At 63.4% G+C, this 26,382-nt stretch carries 18 protein-coding genes and 1 tRNA gene; 6 read left to right on the top strand and 13 right to left on the bottom strand.

What is annotated here, in order from left to right:
- Nucleotides 1–737 precede the first annotated feature (737 nt).
- The 3 genes from BUS42_RS14345 (at nt 738) to BUS42_RS14335 (ending at nt 3,567) form a co-directional block, all read left to right on the top strand.
- Complete coding sequence (locus BUS42_RS14345; protein ID WP_074307493.1) at nt 738–1,322, top strand: hypothetical protein; 585 nt, start codon at nt 738–740, stop codon at nt 1,320–1,322.
- 165 nt (nt 1,323–1,487) lie between these two features.
- A complete protein-coding gene (locus tag BUS42_RS14340) occupies nt 1,488–2,756 on the top strand; it encodes a metallophosphoesterase family protein (protein WP_074307492.1) in 1,269 nt (422 codons plus the stop codon).
- A 94-nt stretch (nt 2,757–2,850) separates the two neighbouring features.
- Nucleotides 2,851–3,567: a DUF2278 family protein gene (locus BUS42_RS14335; RefSeq protein ID WP_074307491.1), complete on the top strand. Its 717-nt coding sequence runs from the start codon at nt 2,851–2,853 to the stop codon at nt 3,565–3,567.
- A 488-nt stretch (nt 3,568–4,055) separates the two neighbouring features.
- On the opposite strand, the gene BUS42_RS14330 is transcribed toward BUS42_RS14335, so the two are convergent.
- The 3 genes from BUS42_RS14330 to BUS42_RS14320 form a co-directional block, all read right to left on the bottom strand.
- Nucleotides 4,056–5,153 (bottom strand): ABC transporter ATP-binding protein, encoded by a 1,098-nt coding sequence (locus tag BUS42_RS14330; RefSeq protein ID WP_074307490.1) that lies wholly within the window; start codon nt 5,151–5,153, stop codon nt 4,056–4,058.
- Nucleotides 5,150–6,478: a hypothetical protein gene (locus BUS42_RS14325; protein WP_074307489.1), complete on the bottom strand. Its 1,329-nt coding sequence runs from the start codon at nt 6,476–6,478 to the stop codon at nt 5,150–5,152. Before BUS42_RS14325 ends, BUS42_RS14330 begins: the two co-directional genes overlap by 4 nt.
- A 247-nt stretch (nt 6,479–6,725) precedes the next feature.
- Nucleotides 6,726–8,621 carry a M20/M25/M40 family metallo-hydrolase gene (locus BUS42_RS14320; RefSeq protein ID WP_074307488.1) on the bottom strand — a complete coding sequence of 632 codons (1,896 nt, stop codon included), beginning with the start codon at nt 8,619–8,621 and terminating at the stop codon, nt 6,726–6,728.
- A gap of 264 nt (nt 8,622–8,885) precedes the next feature.
- On the opposite strand from BUS42_RS14320, the gene BUS42_RS14315 reads away from it, so the two are divergent.
- Complete coding sequence (locus BUS42_RS14315) at nt 8,886–9,983, top strand: aminopeptidase (protein WP_074307487.1); 1,098 nt, start codon at nt 8,886–8,888, stop codon at nt 9,981–9,983.
- Nucleotides 9,984–10,086: 103 nt separating this feature from the next.
- The gene (locus BUS42_RS14310) at nt 10,087–11,376 is read left to right on the top strand and encodes a hypothetical protein (RefSeq protein ID WP_074311050.1); all 1,290 of its coding nucleotides are present in this window, start codon (nt 10,087–10,089) and stop codon (nt 11,374–11,376) included.
- Between the two features lie 74 nt (nt 11,377–11,450).
- Here BUS42_RS14310 and BUS42_RS14305 read toward each other — a convergent pair whose 3' ends face one another.
- The 10 genes from BUS42_RS14305 to BUS42_RS14250 all read right to left on the bottom strand — a co-directional run bounded on the left by BUS42_RS14305 (nt 11,451) and on the right by BUS42_RS14250 (nt 24,344).
- Nucleotides 11,451–12,149, bottom strand: a complete 699-nt coding sequence (locus BUS42_RS14305; protein WP_074307486.1) for a pirin family protein — start codon at nt 12,147–12,149, stop codon at nt 11,451–11,453.
- Nucleotides 12,150–12,256: 107 nt separating this feature from the next.
- Nucleotides 12,257–12,718 (bottom strand): DoxX family protein, encoded by a 462-nt coding sequence (locus BUS42_RS14300; RefSeq protein ID WP_074307485.1) that lies wholly within the window; start codon nt 12,716–12,718, stop codon nt 12,257–12,259.
- Between the two features lie 284 nt (nt 12,719–13,002).
- Entirely contained in the window at nt 13,003–13,278 is a 276-nt protein-coding gene (locus tag BUS42_RS14295; protein ID WP_254053508.1) for a hypothetical protein, read from the bottom strand.
- A 763-nt stretch (nt 13,279–14,041) separates the two neighbouring features.
- Nucleotides 14,042–14,112, bottom strand: a tRNA-Cys gene (locus tag BUS42_RS14290).
- A 2,754-nt stretch (nt 14,113–16,866) separates the two neighbouring features.
- Nucleotides 16,867–17,718 (bottom strand): tetratricopeptide repeat protein, encoded by an 852-nt coding sequence (locus tag BUS42_RS14275; RefSeq protein ID WP_254053507.1) that lies wholly within the window; start codon nt 17,716–17,718, stop codon nt 16,867–16,869.
- Between the two features lie 192 nt (nt 17,719–17,910).
- Nucleotides 17,911–18,915 carry a biotin--[acetyl-CoA-carboxylase] ligase gene (locus BUS42_RS14270; RefSeq protein WP_254053506.1) on the bottom strand — a complete coding sequence of 335 codons (1,005 nt, stop codon included), beginning with the start codon at nt 18,913–18,915 and terminating at the stop codon, nt 17,911–17,913.
- Nucleotides 18,916–18,989: 74 nt separating this feature from the next.
- Nucleotides 18,990–19,904 carry a carboxylating nicotinate-nucleotide diphosphorylase gene (gene nadC / locus BUS42_RS14265; RefSeq protein WP_074307481.1) on the bottom strand — a complete coding sequence of 305 codons (915 nt, stop codon included), beginning with the start codon at nt 19,902–19,904 and terminating at the stop codon, nt 18,990–18,992.
- A gap of 337 nt (nt 19,905–20,241) precedes the next feature.
- A complete protein-coding gene (uvrB, locus tag BUS42_RS14260; RefSeq protein ID WP_074307480.1) occupies nt 20,242–22,314 on the bottom strand; it encodes an excinuclease ABC subunit UvrB in 2,073 nt (690 codons plus the stop codon).
- Between the two features lie 10 nt (nt 22,315–22,324).
- Nucleotides 22,325–22,726 (bottom strand): ComEA family DNA-binding protein, encoded by a 402-nt coding sequence (locus tag BUS42_RS14255; protein ID WP_074307479.1) that lies wholly within the window; start codon nt 22,724–22,726, stop codon nt 22,325–22,327.
- Nucleotides 22,727–22,859: 133 nt separating this feature from the next.
- Entirely contained in the window at nt 22,860–24,344 is a 1,485-nt protein-coding gene (locus BUS42_RS14250) for a HEAT repeat domain-containing protein (RefSeq protein WP_074307478.1), read from the bottom strand.
- A 325-nt stretch (nt 24,345–24,669) separates the two neighbouring features.
- On the opposite strand from BUS42_RS14250, the gene BUS42_RS14245 reads away from it, so the two are divergent.
- On the top strand, nt 24,670–26,292 hold the full coding sequence (locus BUS42_RS14245; RefSeq protein ID WP_074307477.1) for a trypsin-like peptidase domain-containing protein: 1,623 nt from the start codon (nt 24,670–24,672) through the stop codon (nt 26,290–26,292).
- Nucleotides 26,293–26,382: the final 90 nt, after the last annotated feature.

The raw sequence follows: 26,382 nt of genomic DNA, 5'->3' as shown, positions 1-26,382 counted from the left end.
CGATCGAGAGAGCGCCTGGCCCTGTTTGAGATCATAACATTCCCCGGTCGGCTCGCAAGATTCGCCATTTTGATCCTTCCTGTGTATGGGCAGGCCATCGCTCGTGCAAATCAGCCCGAACGATCCGCGCCTGACGTTTTGGCTCTGTCTCGTTCCCCGGGGGCGGAGCCGAAGGGACACCGAGTTCGTGTTCAGACGACGATCCAGACCCGTGACGTCAGATCTCGCGTGAATCTTGACCGATCCCTTGTCAGTGTCAGAGAAACCAGATATCCTGCAATCCGATAGCCAATGAATGGGAAGCATACATGTCTGTGCTAAGAAGTGTTGGTATTGTCAATAAGATGCGACCACTTGGCATAGACTTCCCACGAGACTCAGGCATGGCCGAACAGGAGTGCGTTCGCCCTCATTTCTCGCCGACCATCGTCCTTTTCGGCCTCGCGATTCCACGGACCTTTGGTTTCGCGAGGCCGTCGCGGAGCGGGCTTCCGAATCGGCTGTGCCCGGCGGGGCCGCCGATCAGGCGAATCTCGATCTCCTCAGCTACGAAAATCCGATCCAGCAGTCTCTGGGGTGGGCCGCTCTGATCGATTCGAGGGATTGCGGGCAGTTTCGCGAGTGTACCGTCCCCTCCCCCCCTCCTTCTTGGATTGCCCGGAAACCTCCAACTTCGCGACGCCGACAGCACACCGCGGTTCACAACCTGCACTTGCACCTGCAACAGGAATGTCCCGATGGCAACCGTCCCACTCGCGCACTCGAACATCCTCCTGATCCGCCACGCCGAGAAACCGGATCGTGGCCCCGACCTCTCGCCCGCGGGCCAGGCCCGCGCCCGGGCCTACGTCGGTTATTTCAAAAACTATACGCTTGTGGGGGCGAACTCAGGCACTCCCATCCGGTTCACGCACCTTATTGCGGCGGCGGACTCGCCCGAGAGCAAACGCCCTTCGCAGACGATCGCGCCCCTGGCCTCGTCGCTTGGGCTGGCGGTTGAGAAAAAATTCGAAGACAGCGAATACCAAGCCCTGGCCGCACACCTGATGGACAAGGAGAAATTCGCGAATTCCGACATCCTGATCTGCTGGCATCACGAACGCCTCCTGCCGCTCGCCGGTGCGCTCGGCGTCGACGCCGGTGCGCTTCCCGCCTCGTCGGCCTGGCCCGATGGCTGGCCGGACGACGTCTTCGGTTGGCTCCTTCAGGTCAGTTATGACGCCGACGGCGGCGTCATCGCGGGCCGCACTGTCTGCATCAACGAACACCTGACCGACGACGACCTTCGGTCCCCGCCGGGCGATTCCCTTCCTTTGGGCTGACCTCCCCCCATCAGCCCCGGCCCACTGCGGGCGATTGGCAGAATTTTGCCAAGTGATCCCCGTGCCGGACAATCATGCCATTGGGTGCTGGGATCGTGCTGCAAATCAATGGGTATAGTTCTGTTAGGTGTAAGTTGATAGCGAATTGAAAAAAAGGGGCTGAAAATGCACGGTATTCCCCACCTCCCGCCGGGGCAGGGCACCCCCGTCAATTCCTCGCGGTTCAGCAAGCCACGCAGGCCGTTCGGCGATCCGGTGGCGTCAACGAAGAGCACACCTCGCTTCATTCCGCCGCCGTTTACGAACTTTCAGAATCTCTCGCTCCCGCTCGACGTTGTGCTGCGCAGCTCTGAGGAGGAGAAACGGATCGAGGCCGCGGGCAAGCTCGTCTTCCACTGTGTCGGTGACACCGGTGGGATTCACGGCACGGCCGCTCAGGAGGCCATTGCCCATGCGATGGAGGCGCAGATCCAGTCGGCGGCCACGCCCGACCGAGCCGCTTTCTTCTACCATTTGGGGGATGTCGTCTATTTCAACGGTCTGCGTGAGCTCTACGAGGTCCAGTTCTACGATCCCTACAAGTATTACCCGGCCCCGATCTTTGCGATCCCCGGCAACCACGACGGCGACACGATCACCAGGCCGGGCGATGAGCCGGACCACGAGACGACGCTCGCCGGCTTCCTCGAGAACTTTTGCGCCTCGTCGCCCAAGCATGTTTCGACGTATCGCGAGACGATGACTCAGCCGTATGTCTACTGGACACTCGAGGCCCCGTTCGCGACGATCATTGGTCTCTATTCCAATGTTGACGGCAGCCTCGACGGTCGCGGGACGATTGAGCAGCAACGCTGGTTCGAGGGGCAAATACGCTCCGCCCCGGCCGAGAAATGTCTGATCGTGGCCGTTCATCATCCTCCCTATTCGCTCGACGCCGACCACGGCGGGTCTCCCGCGATCCTTGCCGCTGTCGAACGCGCCAGCAGCGTCGCCGGGCGATGGCCCGACGCGGTCTTCTCGGGGCATGTCCATAACTACCAACGCTTCACCCGCGTTGTTGAGGAGAGGAAGATCCCCTTCGTCGTCGCCGGGGCCGGCGGCTACGCCGATCAGCCCAAGGCCCTGCATCAACTCCAACTCGATATGGCACGCCATCCCATCCCCGCGGGGAGGCCGTTCCAGACCACCGCCGCGGGGGTGGTCCTGGAGTGCTACCAGGAAACGAATCCAGGCTTCCTGCGGATCAGCATCGACGCTGACACTCTGACGGGCGAGTACTTTCTCGTCCCCTTCGACGATCCGCCACCCGACCAGCCGGTGGACAGCTTTCGGCTGAACTGGAAGACGCACCAACTGGTAGACCGCCCGGCCTCGGCCGCCCACGTCGCGCCAGCCTCTTCTGGTCATGGACACGCCAAGCCTCGCGGCAAGTGACTCGAACGATCGAGAGATCATCTCGGGGGGCCTCAATTCTCTGCATCGTTGATGTGACCGACCCATCGCTTGAACCAAAAGAAATGAGGAAGCCATGGCGCTTACGTACGGATTCGTCAAGTGCAAGGTGGCGGGCGACCCGCAACTGAAGTCGAGCCCTCGTCCTCACGAAATTCAGTATCATCTCCATGCCGCGCTTGATGTCGCGTCGCGTGGGGGTGGGGCGCCGGAAAAATGGGACATCGCGATCAACGTCGGGACGAGTGACTCCGACGACCTGCTCAGGTACAGGCTCATTTTCGACTTCCAGTCCGCTCTTCGGGACACACTCAAAGAGGCGACTCCCGGATTCCATGACCTGACCGGGAGCACGGGTCCGCCGGCGCTCGACTTCCTCCGTGGCGACGTCCTCAAGGCGACTGGGCCGTGGCGCAACAGTGACGTCATGGACGGCACCGGGCACCCCGAGCCCACGGCGACGCTCTCGAGGCTACTTCTGAACGCGAAAACGAATCAATACGACGTCTACGTCTTCGGCCGCACCTACAAGAGCGGGGGCCTTGGAATCCATGACATCCATATGAACCAGGGTTCGAGGGCTCCGTTTTTAAACAACGGTGTCGACGATCGAAATGACCACAACGATATCTGGCAGGACGGAGCGGTCCTGGTGGATCTCGGCACCGACCAATGGGCCGGATACTTTACCGCATTCACCCAGCAAACGGTCCCCACCAACAACGTCGGCAATCCCGAATCCGGCAGCCACCCGATTGGGGACTCCGACCCGGGCGGCATGGTCGCTCGGTAACTCGGCAACGTCCGATGATTTGATCGGAGACAGGAGCAGGCTCCGGTGTCGCGGTTTACCGGCGGATGGCGCACCAATCAGGGAGTCTGATCTTGCTTGGTGCGGAACATCAGGAGAGGCCGCCGAGGTCCAGGGGAACTTGGCGGCCCACGGAGTGATCTCAACGTTGCTGTGGATGTGAGCCTTGAAAAAAAAGGTGACTTGGCAGTTCCGGTTCGCTGGTTGATCGCGTCCTTGATGAATTGCACCGACCCGTCGGCCAGCAGCATGATGGGTGAGCCGGCTCGTGAATTCAGAGCGGGGCGAGAGCGTGCCCTGGGTAGGCGTAAGGGGGCTGGCACCGAAGGCAGGGACGTATTGAAGCTTTGACGGTCGGGGTCGCCGGGTGGATCGGCATGGCAACGGTAGCAACACGTACCGGTTCGGGCTGGAGCCCGTCGCCAAGGGGGGCGTTGGGGCGTTCGGTGGTCCCGGCCGGTCGCGTTGGATCAGACGTTCTTGGGGATGGCGTATTTGCCTTGGAGCACGACGACGAGTTCGGCCGGGATTGAGAAGGTGAGGCTCTGCCCTTCGCGGAGGTTTTGCGACTGGCATTGGAGGGCCAAGGCGACGACGGGCCAATCGCCGGGGCCTCGAAGGTGGACTTGGCGGACTTCGCCCAGGAATACGAGGCGCTCGACGGTCGCGGCGAATCGGTTCGATCCCGGCGGGATGGTTGTGCCGACGGACACGGCTTCCGGGCGGATCGAGACGGTGACGGGTGACCCGGCCGGCAAGGGACCGTTCAAGCTCTGGCCGACCATCCGGCCGAACGGGGTGCGGACGACGACCTCGCCCCGACTGTCGGCCGACTCGACCTGGCCTTGCACCAGGTTGGTCGGACCGAGAAAGCGGGCGACGAACGTGTCGGCGGGACGGTTATAGACCTCGTGCGCCGGTCCGACTTGAACCACCTTCCCCAGATCCATCACCGCCAGGCGGTCGGCCACGGACAGGGCTTCCTTCGCATTTTGAGTGAGGACGAGGGTGGTGATCTCGGTCTCGGCGTGGATCCGGCGGATCTCGTCGCGGAACTCCTCGCGCACCCGGCTCTCGAGTCGCGCCAACGGTTCGTCGAGGATCAGGAGTTGGGGCCGAACCGCCAGGGCCCGCGCCAGCGCCACGCGCTGACGCTGGAGGCTTGTGAGGTGGCCGGGTCGTTTCTCGGCCAGGCTATCGATCCGCAACGCGCCCATGGCTTCCGCGACCCGTTCCAGACGCTCCGCGCGGGGCATCCGCTGGACTTTCAGGCCGTAACCGATGTTCTCCGCCACGCTCAATCGCGGCCAGAGCGCATCGTCCTGGAACACGAGGCCGACCTTGCGTTCCTGAGGAGGGATGACGTTCATCACCCGGTCGTCGAAGAAGATTTCGCCATCATCGAGCGTGTCCAGACCGGTCACGAGCCGGGCGAGCGTCGACTTGCCCGCCCCGGTCGGACCGAGCAGGAACGTGAGCTCGCCCGGAGGGATTTCGAGCGAGGCCCCATCGACCACGGCGACTCGATCGTAGCGCTTGGTCAGACCTTCGAGGGTGACCCGGATCATGGCTTCAATCCTGTTGCTGTACGTGTGACCCGCCGGTAACGCTGGCGAGACCACGCGGTCCACTCAGCACGGAGCCAGGCCCGGAATCGAGGCTCACGCGCCAGGCGGCCATCCGCCGCGTGGGCAATCTCTTCCAATAACGCGCCGTCCACCAGTCGCTTCGGGCCCAGCCAGCTTCGTGAGAGCCAGGCGCGGAGCTCGGCGTCGGGGGCGAGTTGCTCGATGAGCGTTTGCACCAGGACCTCGGCATTGTCCCCTTCCAGCTTCTCGATCGAGGCCGGGGGCCACGGGGGCGCTTGCGTCAACCACATCGCCGCGCGGGCCGGCGATTTGGCACGGTTCAAGGTCGCCCAGGCGGTCCAGAGTTCCTCCTGAGCGTCGACCAGCGTCGCGCCCAGGAGGTCGGCCAGGAGCGAGTCGACCTCGAAATCCGCCGCCGGATCCTCGGCCTGTGGCTTCTCGGCTCGGCCTGTCTCGTTCAGGAACTGAATGAACAGCTGGGGGAGCTGTCGAGGACCAGGCCCCGCGACAATTCCGGCCCCCTCGATCCAGTCGGGTGCTTCAGGGGCCGGGAGGAACCGGACCGAACCGGACCGAACCGCGACGTCGAGGGCAACCGCCGGGGTCGCCTCTGCCTCCCCTCGTTCGACGGCCGCCAGCGCCGAGCCGCTTTGCCTGCCGATCCGCCGGGAGTTACCGGCACTCTGGACCAGCCGCGCGTAGCCTTCGGCCCAGGTTCCGGAGCTGAGTTCCCCCTTCGCCCAGGCCAGCGCGACCGGGTCGTGGCGCGGGTCGTCGAACGTCAATTGAGGAGGTCGGCTGGAAGCGGGCGGTTGCGCCGCGATGGGTGGGTTGGTCGCGGTTTTTGGCGAGGAATCGACCCCGCTCGGCCTGACCGCCCAACCCATCGGCGAGCGGTGGACGTTGTTCCAGAGGCGTGGCTCGGGGCCATCGATCGGGGCCAGCTTCCCGAGCTTCGCCAGCCGCCGATAGCTCGACGGCGGTCCGCCCAACACGATGTCAGGCGCGGGGGGGCGGGGATCCCAGCGTCCGCGGCGGGGCTGGACCACCCGGGAAAGGTCGAGGCCCCGCTCGATGGTGAGCCAATCGATCTTGATCCCCGTTCCAAACGGCTCCGGATCTGTCTTGGTCACGAGCCAGCGTTCGAACGCCTCGTCGAGCTGACTTCGCTCGGCCTGCGACCACGAGGTCGCGATCGTCAGGGAACCCGACTGACCGGGGATCCGAACGCAGCCGAACAGACCGAGGGATGCCCCTAGTAGCACCCCTCCGAAACTGAGAAGGCGGACGGCTCGGCGGCTCAAGTCGTTGACTCACTCAAAGTGGTAGAATAAAGGAGCCGTCGTATTGCTTTGTTTTTGTCTTGGCGATATGCCGACGGGCTGGCCGGGGTCTGAACCAGGTCCCCAGCCAGCCGTCCGTGACCAAAGGACTCTTGTAGGGTGGGCACGGCCCACCATGCCGTTTGATTCGCGGCTTGGTGGGCATGGGTGCCCGTTTCAGGAGATTTAAGGGCGAACGCTGGTGGGCCGTGCTCACCCTACGGGACGCTTACTCCGAAGGGCGATCCCCCAGGGTGATTTTGAGGGTTTCCTCTTTCTCGCCGCGCTTGACGACGACGTCCACCACGTCCCCCGGCTTGTAGCGGCCGAGGCTTTCGGTGTAGTCGTAAATCGTGGCGACCGGTTTGCCGCCGAAGCCCACGACGATATCGTTGGCCTTGAGGCCTCCCTTTTCGGCGGGGCTCCCTTCGCGGACGCCCGAGAGCTTGACGCCCTTGATGCTGTCGTCATAGTCGGGGATCGAGCCGAGGTAGGCGGAGATCGAGACCCGGCCCGGGTCGACGCCACCGCCGTGGCCCCCTTTCCGCACGACCTTGGTGAATTCAGGACGCTGGGGACGGCGGACGAGGTCGAGCAGGAGGAGTTCCGAGAAGTCGGCGATTCGCGACATCCCGGCGAAGTTGATCCGATCGGTGTCGTCGCTCGGGCGATGATAGTCGCGATGGGTCCCGGTGAACGCAAACAGGACGGGGATATCCTTCAAGTAAAAGGACTGCTGATCGCTGGGGCCGAGGCCTTCCGCAACTTTCTTGAGGGTGAAGCCGGCGGACTGGGCCAAGGCGTCGACCAAGCCCTCGGCTCCAGGTGTGGTGCCGGTGCCGTAGATGGTCAGTTCCTGTTTGTCGTTGAGCCGGCCGACCATGTCAAAGTTGACCATCATGATCGTGGATTTGAGCGGATAGAGCGGGTGCTCGACATAGTGCTTCGACCCGAGCAAGCCCCGCTCTTCTCCCGAGAACGCCATGAAGACGACGCGACGGGGCAGGGGGTCGGTGCGACGCGCCAGCCGGCGGGCCATTTCGAGGACCATCGCCGTGCCGGAGGCGTTGTCGTCGGCCCCGTTGTGAATGTCCTTCGAGAGGAAGGCGAGCGAGCCCGAGAACAGGCCGCCACGGCCGAGGTGGTCGTAATGGGCGCCGATGACGATCGTTTCCTCGGCGAGCGGCCCCGAACCTTCAAGGACGCCGACCACGTTCTTGGTCTCGAGGTCCTTGCGCTCGATCTCGACCTGGGCGTCGACTTTCCAACCCTTCAACTCGCGCGACCGGGGCTTGAGGTCGGAGTCGATCTCTTTCTCAAGCGCCTCGAGGCTGGGTTGCTCGGCATCGGCCAGCAACCGGTCGGCGAATTCACGCGTGACCGTCAGAAAGGGGAGCGTGGAGTTCGGTTCGGTGCCCGCTGCGCCGAAGGAGAGCAGCTCATCATTCTTTCCCTTGAGGGAGTACGCGTCATTGACGAGCAAGACTGCGGCAGCGCCGTGCTGGAACGCGTTGGTGGCCTTGTGGCGGAAGGACGCGAAGCTGGAATCGCGTTTGCCGTCGAACGGGCTGTCGTCCTTATCCTGCCGCGGTTCGCGGCGGATCAGGAGAACCACCTTCCCCTTGACGTTGAGGCCATCGTAGTCGTCGTAGTCGAGCTTCCGCGCGTTGTCTTTGGCCGAGATCCCATACCCGGCGAAGACCAGAGGCACTTCCTTGAGCGTTCCCCCCGTCCCAATGGCCAGCGGTCGGAAGTCGCGCTTCGGGTCGGCCTTGAGCGACTTCCCGCCAGGACCGGTCAGGCTGAGGTCGAGCGGCGTTCCCAGCGTGGGCGAACCACTGATCGAGAACGACTGAAAATAGCCGTCGGACTCGGCGGCCGGCTTGAGACCGATCGCCTTGAATTCGCCGGCGATGTAATCGGCTGCCGCCTCGATCCCTTGGGTACCGGGGCCCCGGCCTTCCCTGGCGTCGTCCGCCAGGTAAGAAACGTCGGACTTGAGCCGGAGCTCGGCCGGATTCGGGATGAGCTCGCCGGCGTGCACGGCCTGCCACGAACAAGCCAGGGCCAGGATCGCCGGCGCGAGCGCCGGTCGCATGACTCGGTGACGGATGGAAACGTGCATTCCAGAAGGCCCTTCGAGGGTGATGACCGGTGGGCGAGACCAACGTCCTCGGCCAACGCACGCCGAAACCTCGGCGCATAACACTGAGAATGATTCTCAGCCGTTGAGCGCAACGCGTCAAGCGCTCCCCGGCACACTCGGGGCTCGACCTGTCCTCGCCTTGAGTTTCCCACGGCCAAGCGTTGCGGACTCGACCTGGTTCCGATAAGGTGAATTCTTACGGACTGTGACAATTGTCTTGTACTTGCGACGGGGTGTAGTCGAGTGACGGACGATCTGACCGGCCGCTGGGCGGACTTGCTGGTCGACTATTGCTTGCGAGTGGCGCCGGGCGAGAAGATCCTGATCGCGTCGGAGCTGGAGGCGCGGCCGTTGGTCGAGGCCTGCTATCGGGCGGTGGTCTTGCGGGGGGCGGACCCGATCGTGCGGCTCGACCTGCCGGGCTTGAGCGAGTTCTACCTCCAGAACGCGACCGAGGCGCAGCTTGCCGCGGTGCCGCCGGTGGCCTTGTACGAGGCTCAGACGATCGACGGTCGGATCAGGATCTCGGCCGAGAGCGACACGCGGTCGATGAGTCGGATCGACCCCGCTCGGCAAGCGATCGTCGACAAGGCACGCGACCCGATCCGGCGGGCCGCCAGCCGGAAACGCTGGGTCTTGACCCAGTATCCGACTTTGGCCTATGCGAACGACGCGGGAATGAGCTTGGCCGACTATGAGGCTTACGTCACGTCGTCGATGTTCCTCGACCGACCGGACCCGGTCGGGGCCTGGCAAGCTCTCGGCCGTCGGCAGGCGGGACTGATCGCGTTCATGGCAGGGGTCAAGACGATCCGGATCGAGGCGGACGGAACCGATTTGACCTTGTCGGTCGCCGGCCGGACCTGGATCAACTCGGACGGTCGGCGGAACATGCCCTCGGGCGAAATCTTCACGGGGCCCATCGAAACGAGTGCGACCGGGCGGCTCCGCTGTGGATTTCCAGTCTGCCGCGGTGGGCGTGAGCTCGTCGGCATCGCGTTGGAGTTTGCCGAGGGACGAGTCGTCTCGGCCCGCGCGGAGGAGGGGGAGGACTACCTGCTCTCGATGCTCGACCTCGACGAAGGAGCCCGCCGTTTGGGGGAGCTCGGTCTGGGCCTGAACCCGGGGATCGATCGGTTCACCGGCAGCATCCTCTACGACGAAAAGATCGGCGGCACCGTCCATCTCGCCCTGGGCCAGAGCTATCCCGAGACGGGGGGGACCAACGAGTCGACCCTCCACTGGGACCTGATCGTCGACACGCGCACGGGCGGTCGAATCACGGCCGACGGGCGGGTCGTGATGGAAAACGGGACCTGGCACGTCGGTTCGGACGCCTGAGTTGAGAATCAACCGGTGCGGGGTGGTGCGGCTGGTCGACGAGGGAGTCGGCCACCCGTTCGGGGCAATGATGAACGGTCTCATGAGCCAAGGAGCAACCGACATGCGAATCGGGATGGCGGCTGTAGCGTTCTTGGGCCTGATGGTCATGGTCTCTGACACGAACGCGCAGACGGGCGATGCTGCGTTGCGCGATCGGGTGCTCCAACTCGTCGACCGGCTCGGAGCGCCCAAGATGGAGGCGCGGAAGGCGGCCGAGGAGGCCCTGATCAAGCTCGGACCGCGGATTCTCCCGCTCCTGCCCGAGGCGGGCAAAGCGAAGAAAGACGCCCGAGCGGAGGGGGTCGAACGGGTTCGCGCGGCCCTGTCGGAGACGCAGAATCAGGATCCGACCAACCTCGGCGCGTCCAAGGTCACGATCAAGGGGCAGGGGATCCGCCTGACCGAGGTGCTCAAGGCGCTCCAGACGCAGTCGGGCAACGTGCTGACCGACCTCCGGGAACAGGAAGGGGCCGAGGTCACCAACCCGGCGCTCGACCTCGACCTCACGGACAAGCCGTTCCTCGAAGCGCTCGACGAGATTGCCCGGAAGGCGGAGATCACCCCCAACTTCTATACAGGGGACGGATCGATCGGCCTGATGGCCGGGATTCCTCCTTCGACGTACCGCGTCTTGTACAACGGCCCGTTCCGGATCACGCTCCGCCAGATTGGCGCCCTCCGCGACTTCCAGGCCGATACGAAGACCGCCAACGTCCAGTTCGAGGTGGCCTGGGAACCCCGACTTCGGCCCATGCTCCTGGCGCTGAAGGCCGACGAGCTCTCGATCGTCGATGACATGGGCAAGAAGGTCGAGCCCCAAGTCATGGCCGAATCCACTGATGTCCCGCTCCGCCCGGACAACCCCGTCGCTGAGCTGAATCTCAACCTGGATGCCCCGGATCGAGCGGCCAATAAGCTGTCCTCCTTGAAGGTCAAAGCCGACATCACGATCCCGGCAGGCCTGAAAACCTTCCGATTTCCCAGCCTCGCCGCCGAGAACGTGACCAAGAAGGAAGGCGAGATTGCGGTCACGCTCAACGGGACGGAAGTCGACGAGCAAGTTTGGAAGGTCAACGTGGAACTCGCCTACCCCAGCGGTGGGGCGGCGTTCGAGAGCTATCGGCAGGGCCTTTTTAACAATCGCCTCTGGCTCCAGAAGGCCGACGGCTCTCGGTTCGAGCACAATGGCGGCTTCTCCAATAATGCGGCCGAAGGGGGAAAAATCGGCTTCGAATACCTCTTCGTCGATGCCCCCGGTAAACCGGCCGATTACCAGCTCGTCTACGAAACCCCGAGCAAGGTATTGACGCTCCCGCTCGAATTCGAGTTCAAGGATGTGCCCTTGCCTTGATAGGAATGGAGTCGATCGGCCCGGACCGGGTGGGGGGACCGGGCCAATCGTTCCCTGCTTTTTTTACGTTTTGTTCAGGCGAGGTCGAAGAGGAGCAGCTCCGCCGGTTGACCGGCCTCGAGTTCGACGACTTGGGTGTCGCTGAACGCCGCGCCGTCGCCGGCCTGAAGCTCCGTATTCTCCAGTTTCACCGTGCCTCGGGCGACTTGCAGCCAGGCATGACGGCCCGGTTCGAGGTCGAAGCGAACCGAGGCACCGGCGTCGAGCTTCGCCATCCAGAGCCGGGCGTCCTGGTGAATCACGAGCGAACCGTCACGCCCGTCGCCGGAGGCGACGAGCCGCCAGGCTCCCCGCGGCTCATCCAGGTCGAACGACTTCTGCTCATAGCTCGGCTCGTACCCCTTCCGGTCGGGGCGGAGCCAGATCTGAAGCAGATGGAGCGGCTCGTCCTTCGACGGGTTGGCCTCGCTATGGAGAATGCCGGTTCCGGCCGACATCCGTTGCAACTCTCCCGGGCGGATCACCGACCCATTGCCGAGGCTGTCGCGGTGGGCCACCGCACCCTCGAGCACGTAGGTGAGGATTTCCATGTCGCGATGGCCATGCTCGCCGAACCCTTGGCCCGCCTCAATCCAGTCTTCGTTCAAGACCCGAAGCGCTCGGAAGCCCATCTGGAGCGGGTCGACGTAATCGCCGAACGAGAAGGTGTGATAGGTATCGAGCCACCCATGTTGACGATGGCCTCGCTCGGCTGACCTTCGGATCGCAACCATGAGACTGTCCTCCTCATACGGATCGATGTCGTTGGACCCTTCGAATCGAATTTCACGCTTTCAGGAACCGCTCGTTACCTTTTATCCCAGACGCTTTCTCTCGCTTTTCAACCTGCATTCACGCCGTCGTGCTCTTGCGCGGCGACCGGTCGGACCCATGAGCCCACCGTCAGGCGGCCCGGACCAAGCAGGCCGATTCCGACGAGGAGGACGGCCAGGACCAGGGGATATTCCATCCCACCGTTCTGCACGCTGAGGCCGCGACTGCGGACGGCAAACGTTGCCACGGTCATCGTGACGACGAGCAAGGCGGCCGAAATCCGTGTTCCCACCCCCGCCAGCAGCGCCAGGCCGCCGAAAAACTCGGCCGAGCCCGCCAGCACCGCATTGACCATGGGGAATGGGACCCCAAGGCCATCAAGAAACCCTGAGAAACCCGTGAGCCCCGGCCCGCCGAACATGCCAAAAAGCTTCTGAGCCCCATGACCGACGAACACCACCCCCAGCGCACCCCGAATCACGAACCGGCCAAGCTCCGCACTCCAGACGCCTTGATCGCCAGCCGACATTGGATTGCCCTCGAAACAATGATTGTTGAAACAGCTAAATGGCCAAGTGGTAAGGAGGAAGACGTGGTGCTGAGCCGTACGTCGTTCCTCCTTCGTTAACCAAATGTACGTTGAAACAATTAACGTGTCAACAGGCAGTCGGGATTTCGCCTCGAATGCGAGGATTCGATTCGTTCGCACGTTCTGGAAGTGGGGGCAAGCGCAGAGCCGCGTAGGCCTCGCTGTCGGAGAGAGCTCCGAGGCGCGCGAGGCCGGCGGACTTCGGGGTGATGACCGACTTCGATTCAGGTTTCGTCCAGGTGAACTCGCCTCTCGAGTTCTTTTTCGTAACCCCAGATCAGGCCGTTGAGATAATTCCTTCGCCACGAAGAGAGGATAGCGAGGAAACTCCGGCGTTTTTGCTTCGCTCGTTCGAGGTTCGCCTGAATGAACGGGGTTGGGGCCGCGGTATCCCAGTGAGCCTCGAGCAGACCTTGGTCCCATGGACTCCGGTTCTGGCTCAGGAATTCGATCAGGTAGCTCCAGGTTGTATTTCGCCCGTAGTCGTTCGTTCTCGACATTGTCGAAACCGCCATTCCTGCCGTGGGAGAATGGATCCATCCCAATGGGGCCGCTCCCGTTTCATCTGGCCCATCGAGATCCCGAAACGTCTCCATAGACAGACGCGACCTCGCGTTCGACTTCACCTTCGACTCTGGCTTCTTCCGCGAAACTGAGGACGACGAGTGCAGGTTTCCGAATGCTTCTGTTTCGAGTCAATCGCAGTACTCAACGCACGCTTCAAAGGGTTCGTTCCGTTGGCCGGAGGGGCCAGTCCGGTAAGCCGTTCGTTCCCCAACCCGTTCACAGGGGCGCTCGCAAGTGGTGACGCAGTGAGCTTCGATCGAGTTTACCCATATCGGTGAGACAAATTCGTCTCAAATCGCCAAGAAAAATCGACGAAGCCTGTCACGAGCTGCAGATTTCCTTCGATTTTGATCGCTCTCGATTCGCCCTTCACCTTGAGAAGGCCCGCGATCTGTAGTCTTAGTTCGCTGCAGTTGGGGCAAACCGGTTCAGGGAAACTTTACCAGGAGATTCTTGTCGGGTCGGTTTCAGCCGGTCAGCACGGGGAGAAAAGGGGAAGTGTGGATGTTGCTTCGCAAGCCGGAAATGGCACGGCCCGAGCGGGTCGTTCGATCCATCGGATTGGTGTGAGCGGGGGGGATTTACCCTCGGGGGCGAAGCAATCCGGGCAATGCCGAGCCCTATCTAATAAAGTAAAGTCGCTTCAAAACGAAGAAACCCCTGGGGGACCAGGGGTTCTCAACCGCATTCGATCAGAGGCGCCGCCCGGATTCGAACCGGGGGTGGAGGTTTTGCAGACCTCTGCCTTACCACTTGGCTACGGCGCCTTACCGCGAAGGGACGTATAATACCGCCAGAGTGGCGGCTCGGCAAGTCGGGTTTTGATGAAGTTCAAAAGTAATCGGCGAACTCGAAGATTAGAAAATTTTAAGGGAAGGCCTTGCCAAATTCGGAGCGAGTCAGATAATAAAGGGGCAAGTAACGGACTCACCACACTCATTGCTGAAGTGAAGTCTCGCTCAAATGCAATTTTTACCGACCCTCATCACTGCTCTCGCGCTTCTCATGCCCGGAACGGGTATTGAGGCTGAGCGGTCGGTCGGTCTTGATGTTTTGAGCGTAACTTGGGCCACAACGAGCTACGAGCCTTCGCTACTGATTCATAGTCCCGCCGATTCACCTTCACCGTATCGCTTGTTGATTGAGGGTCTAGATGAGACCGCTCTCGGCGAGCAGGAATCGAATGAGATCGACTGTTCGACAACAGTCTCTCAGATCGTTTTCGGTGAAAACACCTTTCCCACTCTCCTTATGAGCTTCTCCTCGCCGCAAATTCTGCTTGCGAGGCCTCCGCTCGTCTTCTCCATTCTTCGCTGCTGAGATCCGTCTCACGCATCGTTCACGCCGCTTCCAGTCGACGGCTCGCTGTTGCTCTCAACATCTTCTGTTGAGGAGGGCCAGCCCGAAGTGGAACTTGTTAATGCGCGTACTGTGTCGTCACGGCGGCTAGCCAGGCGATGATCATGACTCCAAATCAGTGGTCTCAAGTGGTGCTGACCTCTTGGTGCGCTGGTGGTTCATTGGGGTGACACGCATTGGGTAATCAAACGTCTGCCGATCTCCAGCATCGTTGGTGGTCTGGTTGCGTTGATTTGACCGGTGAGTTGTTTCGTCCACAGAACAGAGCTTGTTTCATTGTCCATGTGATGGAGCCGTTGCTCGTTAATGCTGTCTTGCGTCGCGAAATGAAATGGATTTCAGCCAGTATGTCGCGTTTTTGCGTGAGGCTCATGAGCGGCCCGAGGATCCCGGCCTATGGACCGGCTGATGCCCCCGGGGGGGAAGGCATATTGCTTGCCGTGGGCTGGGATCCCCGGGCCGCTGAAATCGAGTCAGTTGCAGATATCGCAGGTTTTTGTTTGGAGCATAGCGGCCCGAGGATCCCGGCCTATGGACCGGCTGATGCCCCCGGGGGGGAAGGCACTTTGCTTGCCGTGGGCTGGGATCCCCGGGCCGCTGAATCTGTTGAAGGCAGAGTGGGAGGAGTGGTTGACTCTGTGAGTAGCGGCCCGAGGATCCCGGCCTATGGACCGGCTGGTGCTCCCGGGGGGGAAGGCACTTTGCTTGCCGTGGGCTGGGATCCCCGGGCCGCTAAAACCGAGTTAGTTGCAGATATCGCAGGTTTTTGTTTGGAGCATAGCGGCCCGAGGATCCCGGCCTATGGACCGGCTGGTGCCCCCGGGGGGGAAGGCACTTTGCTTGCCGTGGGCTGGGATCCCCGGGCCGCTAAAACCGAGTTAGTTGCAGATATCGCAGGTTTTTGTTTGGAGCATAGCGGCCCGAGGATCCCGGCCTATGGACCGGCTGATGCCCCCGGGGGGGAAGGCACTTTGCTTGCCGTGGGCTGGGATCCCCGGGCCGCTGAATCTGTTGAAGGCAGAGTGGGAGGAGTGGTTGACTCTGTGAGTAGCGGCCCGAGGATCCCGGCCTATGGACCGGCTGGTGCTCCCGGGGGGGAAGGCACTTTGCTTGCCGTGGGCTGGGATCCCCGGGCCGCTAAAACCGAGTTAGTTGCAGATATCGCAGGTTTTTGTTTGGAGCATAGCGGCCCGAGGATCCCGGCCTATGGACCGGCTGATGCCCCCGGGGGGGAAGGCACTTTGCTTGCCGTGGGCTGGGATCCCCGGGCCGCTGAATCTGTTGAAGGCAGAGTGGGAGGAGTGGTTGACTCTGTGAGTAGCGGCCCGAGGATCCCGGCCTATGGACCGGCTGGTGCTCCCGGGGGGGAAGGCACTTTGCTTGCCGTGGGCTGGGATCCCCGGGCCGCTTGTTTTGACAATCGTCCATCGAAGGGCGGTTCGCGGAACCCGGCCTCTCTGGTGGCTTCACGTTCCCGGGGGGGAAAACGTGGAGCTGTCGGTGGGTCGGGTTCCGCGGGCCGCTCCTCAAACCAGACAACGAGACTTGGCCGACGAAAAGGCGGTCCGCGGGGCCCGGCCTATGGGGCTATCTCACGTCCCCGGGGGGGAAGACGTGAGTTCTCCTGTAGGTCGGGTCCCCGGACCGCCTTGGCCTGACCGATTTGGGTGGCGCAGCCCCACCGTCGGTCGATGGGGAATGCCTCGGGATGATGTGCGGGGCCCGGGTTTGGCCCCAACTCAACCCGTGCGCCGATCACTCGGGCTCCCGCTCAACTCAGGGAGCCGCTTCAGCCCTGGGACCGCGGGCGTCCCGCCCACGTTTCCTGCATAGGATCTTCGATTGTCTCGTTGTCCCACGTGGATTTATGAGTCGGGTCCGCGATTGCGGACCTGACAAAACACAGGGTGGTTACGCTCTCGAGCCGATTCCATGGTGGGCCGTGTCCACCCTACAAAAGGCAGGGAGCATACGCTCTCAAGCGAGTCGGGTCAGGAACCTGCTTGGCTCGAGTTCGATCTAGCAACAATTGAGGCCTTGTGTCATAGAGTCACTTGTCGCTGTGCCATCCCGGCCGGCCCATGGATGGCACACGCGGAGGCCTTAATCGCGGTGGGATCGGTTTGCGGGGTGGGTAAAACCGCCACTCAACGGCACGAAAATCACTCGCCGTCGGTCTCGAGTGCCGAGACGAGGCCGCGAAGGCTTTCGTTATGGGGTTCGAGCTTGAGCGCACGACGCAAGGTTTTGAGTGCTTCACCACTCTGTCCGAGCTGGATCTGGCACTGCGCCATGCCCGACAGCGCTCCGAAGTGATACGGGTTGAGTTCCAGGACGCGGCGGCAATCGGTCACGCTCTCGTCGAAATGTCCGAGGAGAAAGTGGGCGAGGGCACGCTGATTGTAGGCTTCGGCAAACTTGGGACTGCGGTCGATCAATTGGGTGGCCAGGTTGATCGCCTCGTCGGTTCGCTGCCTGGCGATCAGCTTGCTCACCTGTTCGAGAGTCTTGTTATTCTCGTCGGTGTCGGCGCGAAACCAGATTGCCCACAGGGCATCGCTTGCCATCCGCCGCACGGTCAGGTCGTTGTCACGCAGCGCCTGGGCGACCGATGCGTTGCACTGAAACGTACCGTACAGGCCGAGTGCCAGGAGCGCTGCGCGGCGGGATTGGGTGTTTCCCGACTCGATTAGTCGACAGAGCGACCCTTCCGTATAGCGTGTCGAGACCGATTGACGGTAGTGCTCGATGTCCTGCTCACGCAAGAACGTTTCGTAATAGGTGACCAATAACGACCCGGTGTGCGGTTCCAACATGCCGGGGGCTCCTGAGCGGGGGGAGACGGTCGAGACGCCGGCCGGTGCGGTCGCGGGAACCGCCACCAGGGCCATGGCAAGCGCCAACACTGGCGCAAACGACGAACCGGCGACCGCCGTCGAAAGCGGATGGCAGGCATTCGCCGACCGGTCGAACCTGAGAGCGGTCTCGATGGTTCGGGACTGTCGATAAGCCATGCGCTGATCTCCAATCCAGAAGGCGGGAGGGACGATCTCTCTCGCGCTGGAGGCCGTTGGTCACGGGGTCTGGCCGGCCAGGAGAGAGTATCGGCAACTTTGGCGAGTGTATCAGGCGTTCTGACGGTGGGCCAGAGCCTGATGTTGCCTCTTTATTGAGTTGTTGTCAACGAGCGAGCGACGCGGATCGTCTCACGGGGCGACGATTGGTGCGTTTGGCCCCGGTCCCGCCCCGTCGTTGCACGGGGTCAGGGTGAGGACGTCGCGAATCGAAAACTGCCGGGCTCGGCCGTCTTGGTCGGATTCCGCCAGGGTTAAGCCACGCCTCAAATCCAGGTCAACGAGGCGGCCGACATGAGAACCGGAGGGGGTGGCGACTTCGACCATCTGGCCCAAATGTTCGCTCCGGTCGCGCCAGGCGGGATTCAGGGCGTCGGGACCGAGCGACCAGCCGCGATCGTACCATGCGTCGAGCCGCCGAATCAGAGCGCGAACCAGTTCGGATCGATCCACGGTTTCACCCATGAGGATCCGAAGCGAGGTGGCCGTTTCGTGAAGTTCCGTGGGGAAGTCGGCCTGGGAGAGATTTGCATTGAGCCCGATGCCGATCACTGCGCCCTCACCGCGTTCGACGAGAATCCCGGCGATCTTCCGTCCCGCGATCCGCACGTCGTTGGGCCACTTGATCCGTGCGTCGAGCCCGGTCCAGGCGGCGACGACCTCGGCCACCGCGACGGCCCCGAGCGCGGTGAGCCAGCCCGCCTCGGCCAGACTCTCGGACGGGAAGAGCAGGACCGACATCAAGAGGGACGAACCCGTAGGCGCCACCCATTGCCTTCCGCGTCGGCCTCGACCGGCCGTCTGCTCCTCGGCCAAGATCACGAGCCCTTCGTTCGCCTTGGACGCGGCGGCATTGGCGGCCAGGTCGTTGGTGCTGATGACCCGGTTCCAGACCGCAATCCTGCGGCCGACTCGTCGTGTTCCGAGCTCGTGCTCGATCTGGTCGGGACAGAGCCGCGCGGCCGGCCCGCGATAGGCGACGCCGCGGTAGGGATGACTCTCGAGCACGAATCCGAATCTCTCCAACTCATCCAGATCAGTTTGCACCGAGTCGAACGCCTCCCCATCCCCTAATTCGGCGATGGAGACGAAGGCGCCCTGGGCGTCGCGAAGACGGTGGAGGAGAGGAATATTCACGACGACTGTCACCCGCGGCAGCTACGAAATCAGGAAGAGAAACCGACCGTTCTCGCGTGTGGGGAACGAAGCAATCAACGTTTCGACCCGCTCGAAACGGGCGGGGGATCGGTCTCGAAGTCGAGACCGATATCGAGCGCCGGTGCCGAATGGGTCAAGGCCCCCACGCTGATCCGGTCGACACCCGTCCGGGCCAACTGGCGAACCGTGGCCAGGGTGATGCCGCCGGATGCCTCTAAAAGAACCTGGGGCGCTCGGGCGTTACGCCTCCGGACGGACTCGGCCAGCGACTCCGGACCGAGGTTGTCCACCAGAATGATGTCGGGTTGGCACGCGAGGGCCTGATCGAGTTGCTCCAGGGTATCGACCTCGATCTCGATCGTCGTCCCGGCAGGCGCGTGCGTACGTGCGGTGGCAATGGCCAGGCTGATCGGGTCCCCTTGTTCGGCGAGCCAGGCGAGGTGGTTGTCCTTGATCAAGACCGCGTCGTAGAGCCCGATGCGATGGTTCCGGCCCCCGCCGCAACGGACTGCGTATTTCTCCAAGGCACGCCAACCCGGTGTCGTCTTGCGGGTGTCGAGGATCACGGCCGACGTGTCGGCAACCTCGGCGACGAACCGGGCCGTCAGGGTGGCGATCCCGCTCAGACGCTGAAGGAAGTTCAAGGCGGTCCGTTCCATGGCAAGCATGGCGCGCATCGGCCCGGCGATGGACGCGATGGCGTCGCCCGGCCCGACGAGGTCACCGTCCTGGACGAGCGGTTTGAACCAAGTCGGCAACCCGAATCGCAGGGCCGCCAGTTGGAGAACGGGGATCCCGGCGATGACCCCTTCCTTGCGCGCGACGAACTGCGCGGCGCCTCGGCCGTGGGCCGGGATGATCGCGTCGGCCGTCAAGTCGCCAATCCCGCCGAGGTCCTCCGCGTAGGCCAGATCCATGAGGGTTTCGGCGTTGCGCCTCGCGGCGGGGTCGAACTCGACGGCTGCCATTGGGACGGAAACTCCGTGGACCTGAGCCCGGCTGATACCGGACTCTTTATTGCAGCCCCGAAGAGGCGACCGTCAAATGCGATGGCTGGCTCTGACGGTCGCCCCTTCGGGGCTTCAGGAAATCAATCAGTCGAATATTCCCCAGTGGCTTGTGCCCCTGGCTCTGAACGGTTGCCCCTTCGGGGCTGCAACGGACCCGCTAACCGACTTCAGAGACTGTCGCCACGTTACTGGGTTCTCAGCCCGGCCCCGGGTGGCCGGACTCCATCAAGCCGGTGCCCTTGCTAGAGTATCGAATTATGGGGCCAACGAGGAGACCTCGGCAAGCGATGTTCCTTTACTGGGTTTTGGGCTTCCGCCCTCCGCTGGCCCTGGCTTTCGACTTGGCCTTGGACTTGGCACTGGTGGCCTGGGCCGAGGCGATCGGTCGAGCAGGGCCGCCGTCCTGGCTCGACCGGAGTTGGAGGATCCGGTCGCGCAGGGCCGCCGCGCGCTCGAACTCGAGGTTCTCGGCGGCGGCAAGCATCTCGGCCTCGAGCTCGTTGAGGTATTCCTCGGTGGCGTCGGTCGTCTCGTCGCGGCCGACCGCCTTGCGGGTCTCGACCTTGGCCTGCATCTCTTCTTCGATGCCACGTCGGATCGACTTGATGATCGATTCGGGGGTGATGCCGTGCTCGGCGTTATAGGCGAGCTGCAAGGCGCGCCGGCGATTGGTCTCGTCCAGGGCCCGCTGCATCGACTGCGTCACCTTGTCGGCGTAGAGCACGACCTCGGCGTTGACGTGCCGGGCGGCGCGACCGATCGTCTGGATCAGTGAGGTCTCACTCCGGAGGAACCCTTCTTTGTCGGCGTCGAGGATGCAGACCATCGAGACTTCGGGCAGGTCGAGCCCTTCGCGGAGCAGGTTGACCCCGATCAGGGTGTCGAACGCCCCTTCGCGGAGTTCGCGGAGGATCGTCATTCGTTCGATGGCGTTGAGCTCGGAGTGCAACCACTTACAGCGCAGGCCTTGCTCCTTCATGAACCGCGAGAGATCCTCGGCCAGCCGTTTCGTGAGGGTCGTGACCAGGACTCGCTCACCCCGAGCGGCCCGCGTGCGGACCTCGGCCACGAGCGCGGGGACCTGGCCCCGCGCGGGCTCGATCCGCACGACCGGATCGATCAGGCCGGTCGGGCGAATCACCTGCTCGACGATCTCGCCCCCCGACATCGCCACTTCATAGTCACCGGGGGTCGCCGAGACGTAGACGCGCGAGCCGAGCTTCAACTCCCACTCGTCGAACCGGAGCGGTCGGTTGTCCAGGGCGCTCGGGAGGCGAAAGCCGTGCTCCACGAGGGTGCTCTTGCGGCTGAAATCCCCGGCGAACATCCCACGGATCTGGGGGACGCTGACGTGCGACTCGTCGATGAAGAGGAGGCTGTCGGGCGGGAAGAAGTCGAGCAGGGTGTTCGGGGTCTCGCCCGCTTTCTTGCCGGCGAGCGGCCGGCTGTAGTTTTCGATCCCCGAGCAGTAGCCGACCTCCAGGAGCATTTCGAGGTCGTAACGGGTTCGCGCTTCGAGCCGTTGCGCTTCGAGGAGCTTCCCTTGATCGCGGAGCGTTTTGAGCCGGTCCTTGAGCTCCTCCTGGATCCGTTCGACGGCCCCCTGGATCCGGTCCTCCGGCAAGACGAAGTGCTTGGCCGGGTAGATGTACATGTCGTCTTTTTTCTCGATGACCGAGCCGGTGAGCGGGTCGATCACGGAGAGGGTTTCGATTTCGTCGCCGAAGAGCTCGATCCGGAAGGCGATCTCCTCGTAGGCCGGCCAGATCTCAACGACGTCGCCCCGGACCCGGAACTTGCCGCGTTCGAAGCTGATGTCGTTGCGGTCGTACTGGATATCCACCAGCCGGAGGAGCATCTCGTCGCGGTCGATGTTTTCGCCCACCTTGAGGCGGACCATCATTTTGCGGTAGTCCTCGGGGGAACCGAGGCCATAGATGCACGAGACGCTGGCGATGACGATCACGTCGTTCCGGCTGACCAAGGCGCTGGTGGCCGCCAGGCGGAGCCGCTCGATCTCGTCGTTGATCGAGGCGTCCTTCTCGATATAGATGTCGCGTTGGGGGATGTAGGCTTCGGGTTGATAGTAGTCGTAGTAACTGACGAAGTAGCGGACGGCGTTGTGGGGGAAGAACTCTTTGAACTCGCCGTAAAGCTGCGCCGCGAGAGTTTTGTTGTGCGACATGACGAGGGCCGGGCGATTCATCTGGGCGATCACGTTCGCCATTGTGAATGTTTTGCCCGAGCCGGTCACGCCGAGGAGCGTCTGGTGCTTGTGCCCGTCGCGCAGCCCTTGCGTCAGCTCTGCGATCGCCTTGGGCTGGTCTCCGGCCGGTTGATAGGGGGACGCCAACTGGAAATCAGGCATGGGAATCCGTTCAACGAGCGTTATGGGCCATGGAAGGAGCCGTTGCCAGCGAGCGGTCGGCGGCTTGGAGGTTCGTGGGATCGATTCGGAGATGAGGTTGAAGTGCCTTGATCGTGGCCGGCCCCAACCCGCGGACCCGGGCCTCGAGGTCGTCGATCGATCGGAACGGTGCCTGCGCTCGCGCCACGACGATCCGGCCGACGAGCGAAGGACCGAGCCGTGGCAGAGCCATCAGGACCGGCGCCGGGGCGGTGTTCGGGTCGACGATCAACGGAGGCAATGGCGCCGGGGCGTCCTCTCCCCGTGGCGCGGCGACGAGCAAGCCGATGGCGCTGACCATCGTCGATACGATCAGCAGACCGCGAACCGGGGCGGTCCATCCCCAGAGCGGCCTCGAGGTTGCCGAGGGCATGCCGGTTCTCCTGATCCCCCGGCGCAGGGCACGAGGCAGACGTTCACGAATTCAAAGGATTATAGACGGCCCGTCAGCTCCGCTCAAGGGGCCGAGCGTCGGGACTCCGTGCCGCCTTGCCTTCGGTTCGCGGTCAACGGGAATTCCTCAGTTCGATTTGCTTGAGGGCGTCGCGGGCGGCCATGACGTCGAGCCCGTGCCCTTGGCCGTTGATCACCACGTCTTGCAACGCGGGGACGCTTTTGAGGGTTCCAATCGCTTGCAAGATCCGACAGACATCCATCCGGGCGAAGCCGTCGTGGTGCGTCAGGCCGCGGAGCACGGCCTCCTCGGCCGACGGTCCGATCGCCTTGAGTGCCTCGGCGGCTTTACCGCGGTCATTGGAGGTCATCAAGTAGTCGATCAGCGCCTCGGCCGCCTTCGGGTCGCGGAGTTCCTTGAGCGCGTCAAGGATCGCCCAGCGGACGTTGAATGCGGGGTCCTTGAGGACTTTAAGCAACGCCGGGGTGGAATCGACCCCACCCCAGACCGCCAGTGTTTTGGCGGCATCCGATCGGCAGAAGCCATCGGGGTCGGTGAGCAAGGGCTCGACCGCCTTGGCAATCTCGTCGCGCCGGTCGTTCGGCGGTGCGTTTTTGAGTCGTCCCAACGCCATTTTGCGGAAATGGGGGTTGGGCGACTTCAAGTCGGCAAGGGCCTGGTCCGTGAAGTCTCCCAGGACGACCCGGGGCTGAGCCGGGGCGACGGGGGGTGTGGGGGTCGGCATCGGCATCGGGTGCGGGAAATTCGGGCCGGGCCCTGCTGGCCTCCAGGGAGCGGGGGGGCGGGCGAAGCCGGGCCGCTCGGGTGGCCAGTGGTTCTCGGGAGCGCCCGCGACCTTCGGTTTGGGCTCATCCACCAGGAGATTGAAGATATCCGGGTCGATGGCGCTCGCCCCGGAGAGCAGCATGCCCCCGGTAAAGGAGACGAAGAAGGCTTCCTTCGTATGCTCCCAGCGGGAAAAAACATAGTAAAGAATGTAGAGTGGCATGAATGAACAGCAGAGGCCGTAGCTCGGCCCTTCGCGGAAGGCGACGACCAGGCAGCCGATGGCGCCGGAGATCGATAAGGTGTAGGCGACGAACGCCAGGGCGATCCAGGCAGGATTCAGTTCGGCCGCATGCCGCATCCAGATTTGCCGAGCGATGGCGAAACCGAAGAACGCCCCTAGAAGGAACACCCAGAAGGGGATGGTCGCGAAGTTGCTGAGTCCCGAATTCGTGTGCCGGCTGCGCTTCCTCGCCGCGGGCTTGGGCCGTTGCGGCAGGAGTTCATCGAGATCGGGCTCGTCGCTTGTTGAGGGCTGCTTCTGCCACGGTTCGTCATCAAAGTCGTAAGGGTCGCCATCGCGAGCGAAGGCCCGGGCCGAGGACTTGGGACGCGACGATGGCGCGCGTCTTGGAGCGGCGGCATTGTCGTCCGATTCCCGCGAGGTCGCTGGCGCGAACCCGCTCGCCGGTCGATCGTTCGGGATGGCGAACACGTGGCCGCACTGTTTGCACTTGCAGCGTTTGCCGGCCAGCTCGTTCCCGACCACGAAGTCCTTGCCGCATCGTTCGCACTGGAATGCGATGGACATCAGTCTCGTCCTCTGGACCTGGATCAGGAAAAAGCGGATCCGCCGAACGTGATGCGATGTGGGGTGGGCGGCGGCGACGCAACAAAAATCATAATCAGTGGCCTCGTGAATAAGAAGTCGCTTGCAGTGTGATTTCTCGATTCGAGTCCGCCCTCGCCGATTCCAGGGTGGGTTCGATTCCGCGCTGAGCGACCAACGGACACCGGGGTGGGACTTGGCATGGCGGGGGACTTCGCGTTATAGTCAAAAAATGAAGGTGGTGCGGGTCTGCACACTCCAGTAAGGAGATGGCCCGGCACGGGTGGACAAGGATGGGGTGAGACCGATGCCGACAACCTTCCGATGGCGGGCGGTCGTGTCGCTGACCATGCTCGCGCTAGGGACGTTCGGGACCATGACGGCGTTTGGCCAAGGCGAGGCCGAATCGCTGTCGGCGAGCTTTCGCAAGGCGGCCCAACGCGTTTTGCCCGGGGTGGTGACGGTTCGCCCGATCGGCAGGCCCAGTCCCTTCGAGGGGAATGGGCGTGGGGGACCCTTTCCACCCGGCATGGCTCCCGACGGCCCGCCCCCTGAGCGGGTGGGTGGCGGCTCGGGCGTTGTGATCGACGCCGAGAACGGCTACATCCTGACCAACGACCATGTCGTGCAAGGGAGCTCGCGCGTCGTTGTGGTCCTCGAAGACGGCCGGGAACGGCCGGTCTCCCAGGTCCGCCGCGACCCCAAGAGCGACCTGGCGCTGTTGATTATTGATGGCAAGGGACTGTCGCCGGCCGATTGGGGCGACTCTGGATCGCTCGAGATCGGCGACTGGGTCCTGGCGGTCGGGCAGCCTTTCGGCCTCTCCGGGACGGTCACGGCGGGCATCGTCAGCGGCAAGGGACGTGGGATCGGCGTGGCGATGTACGAGGATCTGATCCAGACGGATGCCGCGATCAACCCGGGCAATTCCGGCGGCCCCTTGATCAACCTGAAAGGGGAGATCGTCGGGATCAACACGGCGATCAAGACGACGGGCGGGGGCTACGAGGGGGTTGGGTTCGCGATCCCGGCCGCGCGAGCGCGGCGGGTCGCGACCGACCTGGTCGAGCACGGCCGGGTCCGTCGCGCCTACCTCGGGATTCAGATCGGCCCCGTCGATCAGGACCGGAGCGAGCAGCTCGACCAGTTCCGTGCGGTGGCGATCAACGGGGTTTCGCCGGACAGCCCGGCCGCCGCGGCGGGCCTGATCCGGGGTGATGCCATCCTCCGGCTCGAAGGCAAGCCGATTGCCGGTCCCGGAGCGCTCCAGGCGGCGATCGAGTTCGCACCCATCGACCAGCCACTGAGCTTGACGATCGATCGCGATGGCGAGCGGAAAGAGGTCCAAGTGACCCCCAAACCTCAGCCCGAGTCGTTCGGCTTGCCTGAGACGCCCGCCCGTCCCGAACCGCCCGGTCGTCCTGAGTTGCCGGTGCGACCCGGTTCGGAGCCCCCTCTGGAATTTGGCCCGGGAGCCTATCGGTTCCGTGGCCGCCCACCGGTCCCGCGCCCCGCTACCCCCGCGCCTCCGGCGGAACTTGACGAACCGAGGGAGACCGGTTTTCGGACCAACGCCACCCGGTTCGCAAACCTCGGACTTCGACTTCGCGAGTCCGCTTTGGAACGGGACCGGCGGTTCCGACCGGATCGCACCCAACACGGACTGATCATCGTCGACGTCGAGCAGGACGGACCGGCCGACCATGGCGGCTTGGAGGCTGGCATGGTCATCACCCGGGTGGCCGACCATGACGTGAAAAGTCTCGACGACTTCCGCAAGGCCCTCGCCGAAGGCCGGCCCGGGCAAGACCTCGTGATTCGAATCTTGAAGGGAACGAAGGCCGAGATCCGCCTGATTCCGCAACAATCTGAATCGAAATCCAAGGAATCGGTGTCGCCTGGACGCGAGCCCGAGTCTGCAACTCATTGACTGACCGACCCATTGACTGACTGACTGAGATCGCGACCAGACGCGGGGCAAACCACCTCCTCTAACCGCCCCCGTCCACGGACCGGACCA

Source organism: Singulisphaera sp. GP187 (assembly GCF_900129635.1).
GTDB lineage: Bacteria > Planctomycetota > Planctomycetia > Isosphaerales > Isosphaeraceae > Singulisphaera.
This window is presented reverse-complemented; position numbering and strand designations above follow the sequence as displayed.

Excerpts from the sequence above, each read along its gene's own strand:
- BUS42_RS14345 (WP_074307493.1), top strand. The coding sequence starts at position 738 with ATGGCAACCGTCCCACTCGCGCACTCGAACATCCTCCTGATCCGCCAC.
- BUS42_RS14340 (WP_074307492.1), top strand. The coding sequence starts at position 1,488 with ATGCACGGTATTCCCCACCTCCCGCCGGGGCAGGGCACCCCCGTCAAT.
- BUS42_RS14335 (WP_074307491.1), top strand. The coding sequence starts at position 2,851 with ATGGCGCTTACGTACGGATTCGTCAAGTGCAAGGTGGCGGGCGACCCG.
- BUS42_RS14330 (WP_074307490.1), bottom strand. The coding sequence starts at position 5,153 with ATGATCCGGGTCACCCTCGAAGGTCTGACCAAGCGCTACGATCGAGTC.
- BUS42_RS14320 (WP_074307488.1), bottom strand. The coding sequence starts at position 8,621 with ATGCACGTTTCCATCCGTCACCGAGTCATGCGACCGGCGCTCGCGCCG.
- BUS42_RS14310 (WP_074311050.1), top strand. The coding sequence starts at position 10,087 with ATGCGAATCGGGATGGCGGCTGTAGCGTTCTTGGGCCTGATGGTCATG.
- BUS42_RS14305 (WP_074307486.1), bottom strand. The coding sequence starts at position 12,149 with ATGGTTGCGATCCGAAGGTCAGCCGAGCGAGGCCATCGTCAACATGGG.
- BUS42_RS14300 (WP_074307485.1), bottom strand. The coding sequence starts at position 12,718 with ATGTCGGCTGGCGATCAAGGCGTCTGGAGTGCGGAGCTTGGCCGGTTC.
- BUS42_RS14295 (WP_254053508.1), bottom strand. The coding sequence starts at position 13,278 with ATGTCGAGAACGAACGACTACGGGCGAAATACAACCTGGAGCTACCTG.
- BUS42_RS14275 (WP_254053507.1), bottom strand. The coding sequence starts at position 17,718 with ATGGCTTATCGACAGTCCCGAACCATCGAGACCGCTCTCAGGTTCGAC.
- nadC (WP_074307481.1), bottom strand. The coding sequence starts at position 19,904 with ATGGCAGCCGTCGAGTTCGACCCCGCCGCGAGGCGCAACGCCGAAACC.
- uvrB (WP_074307480.1), bottom strand. The coding sequence starts at position 22,314 with ATGCCTGATTTCCAGTTGGCGTCCCCCTATCAACCGGCCGGAGACCAG.
- BUS42_RS14255 (WP_074307479.1), bottom strand. The coding sequence starts at position 22,726 with ATGCCCTCGGCAACCTCGAGGCCGCTCTGGGGATGGACCGCCCCGGTT.
- BUS42_RS14250 (WP_074307478.1), bottom strand. The coding sequence starts at position 24,344 with ATGTCCATCGCATTCCAGTGCGAACGATGCGGCAAGGACTTCGTGGTC.
- BUS42_RS14245 (WP_074307477.1), top strand. The coding sequence starts at position 24,670 with ATGCCGACAACCTTCCGATGGCGGGCGGTCGTGTCGCTGACCATGCTC.